The sequence below is a fragment of the Vibrio sp. V01_P9A10T6 genome (assembly GCF_963877065.1).
Classification (GTDB): domain Bacteria; phylum Pseudomonadota; class Gammaproteobacteria; order Enterobacterales; family Vibrionaceae; genus Vibrio; species Vibrio anguillarum.
Genome location: NZ_CAWNTB010000142.1, coordinates 22401 through 33352 on the forward strand (window position 1 = coordinate 22401; position 10952 = coordinate 33352).

Genomic DNA, 10952 nt, shown 5'->3' on the forward strand with positions numbered 1-10952 from the left:
TGGGGATTTTTCACTAGAGCGCCTAAACCACAAGATAGGAAAGAGGAATGTCTGGGTTAATTACTTCCAAGGTGGCTTGAGTATCGGCTAAATGGCTAATACTGCCATCAGACATCTCAACTAATGCGGCTGCGACAATATTATCAAAGCGTTGGCCATCCATCATTAACTGAACAAGAGCAACTTGCAATGGTGGTAAGCTTGGGTTGAATGCGGCATTTTCAGCATACGCACCGACGTAGGTTTTACCATTCTCAATTTGCAGGGCAACACCACTGAGATTGTTGGTATAGGGTGCGTAACTGCGGTTTAGGCCATTAAGAGCTAAGCCAATGAGTGGATCATCTTCGCTAGTTGTTTTGCCGTGGTTAGCGTCTGCCATTAGACCAGAATCAACACCTAAATCGGCAGGACCAAATGATTCAGGCAGGTACTCTTGCAGTGACTTCTCATCACGCTGTGGTAGCTGAATGGCAAGCGAGTCTGCGGTCGTAAGCTCATTCATAAACTGACGGCAGTGCCCACAAGGGCTGAAGTTGATGGTAATGTCAGCAACGCCTTGTTCACCTTTCATCCACGCATGGCTGATGGCACATTGCTCGGCGTGTACGGTTTGGCCCAATTGCGCACCGGAAAACTCCATATTCGCGCCAAAGTACAAACGGCCCGATAAACCTCTGACGATGGCTCCCACGTAAAAGTTTGAAAGTGGTACATAAGCGTAGGCGGCCGCAAAAGGCAGCAGTGCAACGCGCAATTCCGCATCGTCTAAGCCAGAAAGAGAAAGCAGTTGGTTGAACTGTTCTGGTGATAGGGTTGCGTCAAAATCATCGCACAGCAGAATGGGCGACAAAAATTCTGCAACGGGTTTTGGCGTATCAGCTAGCGCCTGTTCAATACGGCTTTTCATAATGAGTCCTTATCTATGTATTGACGAATATTCTAGGCGAAGAATGAAATTTTACTGAGATTTAAATCACGTAATGCAATGTAACGTAATTTTGGTTTTCACATTTAGAGTGAGGTCACACATGAAATCGATTACAGTCAGCCTTAGAGTGAGACACGTCTACAATCAAAATCCATGAGTAGACGTATCTTTGATTTCTGTTGGCACTCTATAGCGTGGACAACCACATTGAAAAAGCAAAAAAACTTGGAGCAAGTATCGATGTGATTACGCCGCACACGACTAATGCAAGTGAACTAAATGCTGCGTCACGTGGATCTTTTTCAGCGCAGGTTGCTGTGCCCAGCGCATGAGATACGGTGCCCATGGTTAAGCCTTTAGCAATTGGATGTGTAATGTTGAGAAGGTTGTAGATAGGGTAGGCGAGAATCGCGCCAAACAGCCCTACAATGACCACTAAAACGGCGGCAATGGCTGGCTCCCCACCGAGGTTACTGGAAACTTCCATCGCAATTGGTGTGGTGACTGATTTACCCAGTAGGCTGGCGATTAAATGTATATCCGTTTGAAGATAAACAGCAATTAAGCTGGCTGTGAGCATTGACATAGCACTGCCCACCCCGCAGGCGAGGGCAATGATGCGCCAATTTGAGCGGATCTGAGGCAGTTGTTCATAGAGAGGATAAGCCAGCGCCACCACGGCCGGTTGCAACAGAAAGCTCAGCCACTGGTTATCAGCATAGTAGCTGGCATAAGGGATGTTAAAAAATAGCAAGATAGGAATGATGATCGCAAGGCTGAGCAGTAACGGATTCATTATGGCCGTTTTGCATTTTTTACTGATCCAACGTGTCAGGAAAAAGACCGCAATCGTGAGCAATAACCACATCACTTATTCCCCTTTTTCAAAAAACGATCCAACCCTAAACCCAGACAAACTAATACGATCAGCGTACCGCCCACCGCGCTGGCAAGAATCGGGATGGCGTTACTCATCAATAAATCAAAATGCTCGATTAATCCGACACTGATAGGGACAAATAAAATGACCATATAACGGATAAAAAGACTGGCACTGGGTTTTACCCATTCGACAGGCACGAGCCCACTTGCCAATAAACTAAACAGAATTAGCATTCCGATAATACTGCCCGGAATGGTGATGCCAAGCCAATGTTGAAGATTGATGCCTGCCATCAGGCAAAGGAAAATCAGCCCCATAGAGACCAAATATTTTGCAATGGTATTCACAATAAAAGTCGGTGCCTTGTTGTGCCTAAACTATTTTCGGAAATGGAATCGCAGCGTGTTGGTTTGAAACCTGACAGCGCGAAAACCTCGTACATTAACTCGCGATGTCTTCGACATAACGGTAAACGGATTTTAAAATAGCCATTTTCTTTTCGTCACTGCTGTGGGTGTGAACTAAGTTCTCTAAATTGAGCATGTACTCTTCAAGGTGGCTTTCGAAATAATCACGACAGTGAGTTGCCCAACGTCTTTGCTCTTCGTCACTTAATGTCAATGGGTAATGGCGAGCGCGGTAGCGAAACAGCAAGGGTTCGATGCGCTTATCGCTAAAACTAATGTCTAATGCGGCGAGGTTGACAGGGTCAGCTTGGCGAATGATCTCCATCGCCGCTTTGTCGGCTGGAGAGAAGAAACCGTCGTAGAGTTGAGTATCGACATCGTCACTGTGCTTATATTCGCGCTCAATTGTGTAGAGGCCAATCAGCTTTTCTCTGATCTCAGGGTACTGCTTGATGAGCGCTAAGTGTTCAAGGCACAGGTTTCTATCGACCCCGATATGGTCTGCATTTTCGGCCGTTAATGTTTTGGCCGGCGCAAGGATAGGGCATTTATTGAGATGCACTAATTTGATGGGCACTGGCAATTCATCTTCTGCCAACTCTTCGCGTTTGGTATATAGACGTTGATGCAGTTCTTCGCTGCTTAAATCGATCAGGGGTTGAGGGTTTTTGGCAAGGTCCACCACAATAACCGCATTTTGATTGGTGGGATGCCAAGCAATCGGCACGATCCAACTGGTGTATTGGCATTCTCGGCCTAACATACCCGATACGTGCATTAAAGGTGTCATGTTGACGATATCAATCAGATCATTGAGTTTGCGTTTATGGCGCATGTTAAAAAAGTAATCAAACAACTTGGGTTGGGCGGCTTTTACTTTTTTGGCCAGCTCAATGGTGGCGATAACATCAGCCATAGCATCGTGGGCATTCGCATGTTCGATGCCATTGGCAACTGAGAGATGCTCCAGCTTAAAACTGGTAAAGCCTTCGTCATTTTCGGGCCAGTTGATGCCTTCTGGGCGTAGCGCATGGCAGGCGCGCATCACATCAAGTAAATCCCAGCGTGAATTGCCGTTTTGCCAGCTCCAAGCATACGGATCAATGAAATTACGATAGCAAGTGTAACGCGTTACTTCATCATCAAAACGAATACTGTTGTAACCAAGACTGGTGGTGTTGGGTGTGGCGAGTTGTTGATGAATTTTGGCGATAAATTCAGGCTCTGGTAAGCCTTGGGCCACCGCTTTTTGTGGAGTGATACCCGTAATAAGCGCCGCTTCTGGAGAAGGCAGATAGTCCGCTGGTGGTTGGCAATAGATGACCAGTGGTTCGCCAATAATATTAAAATCCATATCGGTGCGAACGCCCGCAAATTGGCTCGGACGATCTTTCGCAGGGTTGACTCCCCACGTCTCATAGTCGAGGAAAAAGAAAGTAGGCGGGTGCTCTTGTCGCATTCGATAGTATCCAGTCGCTGAAATTTAAGGTTTATTAGACCATTGCCTGTGTGACATAGCAATGTGCGAAGCATGCTCTGATGAGGATTTGAAATGAAAAAGCCGGCGCATTGGCACCGGCTTGGAGAAAAACGAGAACGTTCGATACTTTCTAGGCTTGCTGTTCTTGAACTTGTACCTGTTTACCGTTCAGTAAGCGGCTGGTAATGGTACCTGCCGTCATTGAGCCTGAAACGTTCAACGCGGTGCGGGCCATATCAATCAACGGTTCAATGGAGATAAGCAGTGCTGCAATCGTCACTGGTAGGCCCATCGCTGGTAGCACGATTAAGGCTGCAAAAGTGGCACCGCCACCGACGCCGGCAATACCAAATGAGCTGATTGCGATAATAGCCACTAGCGACAAAATAAAGTGCACGTCCATTGGATTAATACCGACGGTAGGAGCAACCATCACAGCGAGCATGGCTGGGTAAATACCAGCGCAGCCGTTTTGACCAATAGTGGCACCGAATGAAGCCGATAGGTTGGCAATTGCTGGTGGTACGTTCAGCTTAGTGATTTGCGCTTCTACATTCAGAGGAATGGTTGCCGCTGAGCTACGTGAGGTGAACGCGAAGGTCAACACTGGCCAAATTTTTTGAAAATACTCTTTAGGGCTAACGCCTACAAAAGAAACCAATATACCGTGCACCACAAACATCAATGCAATGGCGACATAAGAGGCGACAATAAAACCGAGCAAACTCAGAATATCGCCCGCACTTGATGTAGCGACAACTTTCGCCATCAACGCCGCAATACCGTAAGGGGTTAGTGCCATCACCATTTTCACTAGGCGCATCACAATCGACTGTATCGCTTCGACAAAGGTGCGGATTGGCGTTTCTAGCTCGGCTTTCTCTGACATTACTTTACGCGCCGCAATACCCGTTAGTACGCCAAAAATAACCACAGCGATGATCGAGGTTGAGCGAGCACCGGTTAAGTCGGCAAAAGGATTGGTCGGAATAAAGCTTAATAGCATTTGAGGAATAGTTAAATCACTCACAGTAGCGGCGCGGCTTTCTAGTACAGCAATACGCGCCGTTTCACGGCTGCCTTCAACGAGGCCGTCTGCTGTTAAACCAAAAGCTTGGGTGACAAAAATACCGATCAATGCCGAGACAGCGGTCGTCAGCAGTAAGATAGAAATGGTCAGGCCAGAGATTTTACCCAGCGAGCCACCTTTATCGAGCTTCACAACCGCAGCGATCATCGACACCAGCACCAAAGGCATAATCACCATTTTTAGCAAACCAACATAGCCGTTACCGACGACGTTGACCCAGCCTAATGTTTCCTTGATGGCCACATGTCCTTCACCAAGAACCACTTGTAGAGCAAGGCCAAATGCGCTGCCTAGGATCAACCCAAGTAGCACTAAGCGTGAAAGAGTGTGAGACTTTTTCTGCTGTCCTAAGAGAAAAAACAGAATGCCAATAAATACTGCGAGTGCGGCAATGGCTGCAACTGACATGATGCGACACCTTAAAAGTTGTGTACCCATGATTACGTTGATCGCCGATGAGCGATGTAGTCGATAATGCTAGGTAAAAGGGGAATAAAAGCGATGAAACGCAACCATATCTTTTAACGTAGGTTAATCCAAAGACAAAATCAGCATGATTTAGAACAAATGGTTATCAATCTTTCTATTGTGCTGGTAAATGAACCGATCGGTGAGTTATTTAAGCAAGTCATTGATACTTCTTGAGCAAGGCAAGCATATCGCGAGAGTGCAAAATATCTATGGAGTGTGGTTGTATCGAGCCGAGCTCTACTGAACTCACAAAATCTCGCGAGTTCAGCTGATGATCTGAATAATTTAGTGAGTAAGTTTAAGACCCAGTAATTTCTGGGGAGATTTTTTATACCTAACCCATTTGAAGGAGAGAAAGTTAACCACTGACTTGTTGTTCCCATAAACGTGCGTAAAGTCCTGCGCGTGCGAGCAACGCTTCGTGAGTACCTTGCTCGGCCACTTGCCCATCTTCGATGACGATAATGTTATCGGCATGACGAATCGTCGATAACCGATGTGCAATACTGATCACCGTTCGATCATGGCAAATGGTTTCCATGTTGCTCATGATGGCCGCCTCTGACTGATAATCGAGCGCTGAAGTCGCTTCATCAAGCAGTAAGATTTTTGGGTTAACTAACAATGCGCGAGCCAGTGCAATGCGTTGACGTTGCCCGCCAGATAAGTTGGCACCTCTTTCTCCTACTTGTTGTTCAAACCCTTGTGGCAGCGCTTCAATAAAGCTTAACGCACCAGCAAGCTTTGCAACGTTTATCAGCTCTGCATCGCTTGCATCGGGTTTACAAAGACGAATATTGTCGGCAACGCTGCCTGCAAATAGCATGCTTTCTTGCAGCACCACACTCATGCTGCGCCTTAACGAGACCGGATCTGCAATGGCGAGATCCATACCATCGACCAAGACTTGCCCATGCAAAGGTACATAAAGACGCTGTAGCAGTTTCGTTAATGTACTTTTACCTGATCCGGAAGGCCCGGTAATACCAATAAATTGCCCCGGAGCGATGGTCAACGAGAGATTCGCTAAGACTTCCGGTGCATCGATATGATAACGGAAGCGAACATTTTTAAACTCAATGCCTCCTTGAACAGAAGGGATGGAAGCAAGGCCATCTTTACTATTTTCAGCCGGTTCGTTAAGAATGTCGCCAACGCGACGCAAGGCTACTAAGGTGTGCTGGAAATCTTGCCACACTTGCGCAAGTCGCAAAACGGGTTGAGTAACATGCCCTGCTAGCATATTGAAGGCAACCAATTCACCGGGGGTGAGCTGCCCATTGAGCACTAAGTTGACTCCCCACCAAAGTAAAATGGCAGCGGCTATTTTCTGCACTAAGGCAATCAATTGCCCAGCAATTAAACTGGCTTTTTGGGCTGAAAACGCGCATTCAATTTGTCGACTGAGTATTTGCTGCCACCGTTCTAAAAATCGAGCTTCCGTTGCGGTTGTCTTGATTGTTTCTATACCCGTTATAGATTCAGTCAGGAAGGTGGTTGTCTCTGCTTCTGCGTCATACTCTGTCGTTACCTTGTGACGAACCCAAGGTCCAATACCTAACCACAGCAGAAAATAAATCACTAATGAACCGATAATCAGCCCGGTGAGCGCTGGCGCATAATGAAACATCACACCAATAAAGAGGGTGATAAAAATGAGATCCAAGAGCAGCATTAAGGTTGAGCCCGTCAAAAACTGACGTATTTGCCCCATTTCCCGTACGCGGGCGATGATTTGCCCCGTTTGACGCTGCTTGAAATAACTTAATGGAAGATTAATCAAATGCCGATACAATCGCCCCGATAGCTCTGCATTGACTTGACTAGAAAGATGACCAAAAACCGTATTGCGCAAATAACTGTAAAGAGGTTCAGCAATGGCCAGTGCAAGCATAGCCAGCGCTAAAACGTGCAAACTCGACAAACTTCGCCCCACAAGAACCTTATCAATAACGGTTTCAAAAAGTTTGGGACCAAACAGGGCAAACAGTTGCAGCACAATCGAATACAGAAACACATCACGTAGCTGTTTTGACTGACGAAGTACCGAAGGCATAAACCAGCGGAGGCCAAAAGCGACATCGCTTGGCTCTATACTCTGCTCAATCAGTAATAAGACCTCATAACAGGAACTTGAAGATCCTTGCGCCAACGGAAACTCGAAATAGCGCTGTTTAATGGGATCGTACAAGGTCCAACCATACTCGTTTAGCGCATGAATGACATGCCATTGCTGACGGATTTTGACCAATGCAGGTAGCGGGATCGGCTCGCTTCCTCTGACGGTGATCATTCGGCTTTTCAGACCAATAGATTGAGCGGCTCGCTGAATGTCGAGAGCACTGAGCTCATTTTCGGCAACGCCTAGTGTATGAATCAGCTGTGATGGCGTGACTTTTTTATCAAACGAAAGGCTAGCAAACGAGAGGGCCGCTAATGCGCCATGGCTTTCTTGATCATGAACCGTTGAGACGGTGTTGGTTAAGGTATCCACTCTATTTTTCTCGCAATGCTTCAGCTTGATATTCTCGGATTGGGCTGAGTAGATAATCGATGATCCGACGTTGGTCGGTTTTAATCTCAGCCACGACAGACATACCGGGCAATAAGGCAACAGAGGCACCATCGACCTCAATTGTGTGGTTTAACAATTGCACTTGAGCGGGAAAAACCAACCCAAGTTGCTCATCCATTGTCGAGTCTCTAGAGACGTGGACCAATGTTGCCGACAAGGTGCCGTAACGCGTATAGGGAAAGGCATCAATTTTCAACGTCACGGGTTGGCCAGCATAAATAAAGCCAATGTCTTTATTGAGAATTTTAACTTCGGCGACTTGTACCGACTCGTCAGGCACAATAATCATCAAATTTTGTGCTGGTTGTAAGACCGCTCCAAGGGTGTGAACACTCAATTGCTGTACAGTGCCAGTGACAGGAGAGCGAACCACTTGTAATCCTTCATGTTCGCGTACTTTGTCCAGTTCATGTTGCAACGCTGAGAGTTGTAGGTGTGCTTGCTGACTTTTGTCTTGCCACTCTCTGGCTTTTTGCGCACGCAGCGCTTTTAAACGCTCTTCTAGGTTGAGATATTGCTTTTGCAGCACATGTTGTTGTGATGTTTGCTGGGCTAACGCTCGTTCGGATTCTAATAACTCTTTTTCCTGCTCCAGATACTGCACTTGACCGATCAAACGCTGTTGCTTGAGCTTTTTTTGAGCATCAAGGCGCTGAGTAATATTACTCACTAACTGTTTTAAGCCTCTGATGTCGACTTCAAGTGAGGACTGGGAAGCAAGATTGACCTGCATTTCAGCACGCAAGTTTTCCAACACCGATGTGAATTCGTTCTTTTCAGTATCAAAGCTGTCGATGACCTCTTGCTGTGCCGAAGGTGCCAATGCCAAATACAGGGGATGTTGAGCTAGATCAGCCTTACCACGCAAAGCTTGATACTTGAGAAATTCATGGGTTTGATAGCGTATTTGATGACGCAAACGTTCAATATCTTGGCTAACGCCTAACGTGTCCAGAGTCAGTAAGGGCATCCCTTTTTCGACACGTTCGCCGTCTGCTATATGGATTTGTGCTACTCGGCTTTGTTCGTAAGACTGAATCACTTGCGAGCGCCCAGGGACTAACAGCCGCCCGTTTGCGGTCGCTTGGATATCCAATTTCCCCCAATAGGTCCAAAGTAAGGTGAGCAGTAACCCTACACTTAGCGTGATGGCGGTGATGCGAGCAAACGGAGAGGGTGGGCTCTGCTGTAGAGCAAGATGGCCGGGTAAAAACTCAAAGTAGCCGTTCGTTTTCGGGCGCTTAGAGCGAAGCTTCTTTAACTGAGAGATCATACTCGCTCATCCTCTTGTTTTAATGCTCGTTGCAGTTGCCACAGCTGGAAATATTTGCCTTGCTCTGCGAGAAGTTGTAGATGCGTGCCTTGCTCTGCAATCTCACCTTTTTCCAGTACGATAATCCGGTCACACTCTCTTACCGTAGAGAGGCGGTGTGCGATGGTAATAACGGTGCGCCCGGCGGCAATTTGCTCCATATTGGTTTGAATGATGGCTTGTGATTCATCATCTAAAGCGCTGGTGGCTTCATCAAGAATCAAAATCTTAGGGTCTGCAAGCAGTGTGCGGGCAATGGCTAAACGTTGTCGTTGTCCGCCTGAAAGTGACTGCCCCCCTTCAGCTAAAATCGTGTCGTAACCCAGTGGCAGCTTTAAAATGAACTCATGAGCGCCCGCTAATTTTGCCGCTTGCACAATCTCATCCAAGTTGGCTTGTGGCTTTGAATGGGCAATGTTGTCACTAACACTTTTACTAAAGAGAAAGTTCTCTTGTGATACCACCCCCAACTGGCGACGCAATTCATGAACACCGATCTGTTTGAGTGAGGTGTTATCGAACATGATTTGGCCTGATTCAGGGCTGTACAGCTTGAGTAAAAGCCGAGCCAAGGTGCTTTTTCCCGACCCCGAGCCACCGACTACACCAATTTTCTCACCCGCTTGGATATTGAGTGAAAGCTGATTGATGGTCAGCGGCAAATCGGGTTGATAACGGAAACTCACTTTACTGAGAGTGATCGCACCTTGCAGTTGTAGGGAATGGCTGGCTTGCTGCTGCTCGGTGGGCAAATTGAGTAGGTCGGAAAGTTTATCGACTGCAATTTGCGCTTGTATAAATTGTCCCCACAGCTCGACGAGCCGGGCAAGAGTTTGTGCAACATGACTGGCGAGCATGTTAAAAGCGATCAGTTGACCTATGGTCATTTGTAACGCGAGCACTTCTGATGCGCCAATCCATAGTAGAAAGACGCTCGCTATTTTTTGGATGAACTGCACTGCGTGGCTAGAGCGGTTATTCCACTGCTGAACCACATAGTTGCTCGATATCATCTGTTCGGTTTGAGTATCCCAACGTCGAATAAAGCGAGGTTCAGTCGCTAAGCTTTTAATGGTATCACTCCCCGCGACGGTTTCAGTTAGAAACGAAGTGTTGTGCGCCATATGGGTAAATTGTTGTTCAATCGCTTGTTGCAGCCTTGGGGTTAGCCACCAAGCCAAAAAGAGATAACACGGCAGTGTGGCCAATACCAATAAGGTTAGCCCGCCAGAAAGTAAGCTCATCACATAGAAAAAGATCACGAGAAAAACGAGATCAATCGTGAGGGTAAACATTGAACCTGTGATGAACTCGCGTATGGTATCGAGCTCTCTTACTCGAGTCACAATCGCCCCAACTTGCCTTGATTTGAAAAACAGCAGCGGCAAACCAAACAGATGGTGAACCAATTTAATGCCAAGCTTAATATCAATGCGGTTAGCGGTATGAGCATATTGATATTCGCGCAAACCGCGCAGCAATACCTCAGCTATTCCAGAAATAACTAAGACGAACACTAAAACATCGAGTGTCGAGTGGGCTTGATGCACTAATACTTTGTCCATCACGACTTGGAAAAATAGCGGTGTAATAAGTGCAATAACTTGCAGTACGAAAGAGAATAAAACAATCTCAGCGATTAAATGTTTATGTTGCGATAATTCAGGTAAGAACCAACGAATATCAAAAGAGGATTGCTTTTTTTTGATATCTAGCGTTTTTCCATTCCAATTCTGTTTTAAATAGCTTGTGTCTACTACTTTTGGGGTATCTGAATTACATGGATGAATTAAACATTTATCC

The 10952-nt window shown here is 46.5% G+C and carries 8 protein-coding genes; all 8 read right to left on the reverse strand.

The genetic code is table 11. The features are described from left to right. Positions 1–22: 22 nt before the first annotated feature. Entirely contained in the window at positions 23–910 is an 888-nt protein-coding gene (cdd, locus tag AACQ21_RS07910; RefSeq protein WP_105976632.1) for a cytidine deaminase, read from the reverse strand. A 208-nt stretch (positions 911–1118) separates the two neighbouring features. After that, positions 1119–1799, reverse strand: coding sequence for a CidB/LrgB family autolysis modulator (locus AACQ21_RS07915; RefSeq protein ID WP_105976633.1), 681 nt, complete (start codon positions 1797–1799; stop codon positions 1119–1121). Continuing rightward, positions 1799–2131 carry a CidA/LrgA family protein gene (locus AACQ21_RS07920; protein ID WP_033197434.1) on the reverse strand — a complete coding sequence of 111 codons (333 nt, stop codon included), beginning with the start codon at positions 2129–2131 and terminating at the stop codon, positions 1799–1801. The genes AACQ21_RS07915 and AACQ21_RS07920 overlap by 1 nt, the downstream gene beginning before the upstream one ends. Before the next feature lie 124 nt (positions 2132–2255). Continuing rightward, on the reverse strand, positions 2256–3680 hold the full coding sequence (gene sbcB / locus AACQ21_RS07925; protein WP_017047014.1) for an exodeoxyribonuclease I: 1425 nt from the start codon (positions 3678–3680) through the stop codon (positions 2256–2258). Positions 3681–3831: 151 nt separating this feature from the next. Then, positions 3832–5199 carry an L-cystine transporter gene (locus AACQ21_RS07930; RefSeq protein WP_105976634.1) on the reverse strand — a complete coding sequence of 456 codons (1368 nt, stop codon included), beginning with the start codon at positions 5197–5199 and terminating at the stop codon, positions 3832–3834. 421 nt (positions 5200–5620) lie between these two features. After that, a complete protein-coding gene (locus tag AACQ21_RS07935) occupies positions 5621–7756 on the reverse strand; it encodes a type I secretion system permease/ATPase (protein WP_094150528.1) in 2136 nt (711 codons plus the stop codon). 1 nt (position 7757) lies between these two features. After that, positions 7758–9110, reverse strand: a complete 1353-nt coding sequence (locus AACQ21_RS07940) for an HlyD family type I secretion periplasmic adaptor subunit (RefSeq protein ID WP_105976635.1) — start codon at positions 9108–9110, stop codon at positions 7758–7760. Continuing rightward, positions 9107–10952: peptidase domain-containing ABC transporter (locus tag AACQ21_RS07945; protein ID WP_105976636.1), on the reverse strand; the 1846-nt coding region annotated here is incomplete at its 5' end. The genes AACQ21_RS07940 and AACQ21_RS07945, both read right to left, overlap by 4 nt.

Excerpts from the sequence above, each read along its gene's own strand:
- AACQ21_RS07915 (WP_105976633.1), bottom strand. The coding sequence starts at position 1,799 with ATGTGGTTATTGCTCACGATTGCGGTCTTTTTCCTGACACGTTGGATC.
- AACQ21_RS07930 (WP_105976634.1), bottom strand. The coding sequence starts at position 5,199 with ATGTCAGTTGCAGCCATTGCCGCACTCGCAGTATTTATTGGCATTCTG.
- AACQ21_RS07940 (WP_105976635.1), bottom strand. The coding sequence starts at position 9,110 with ATGATCTCTCAGTTAAAGAAGCTTCGCTCTAAGCGCCCGAAAACGAAC.
- cdd (WP_105976632.1), bottom strand. The coding sequence starts at position 910 with ATGAAAAGCCGTATTGAACAGGCGCTAGCTGATACGCCAAAACCCGTT.
- AACQ21_RS07920 (WP_033197434.1), bottom strand. The coding sequence starts at position 2,131 with ATGGGGCTGATTTTCCTTTGCCTGATGGCAGGCATCAATCTTCAACAT.
- sbcB (WP_017047014.1), bottom strand. The coding sequence starts at position 3,680 with ATGCGACAAGAGCACCCGCCTACTTTCTTTTTCCTCGACTATGAGACG.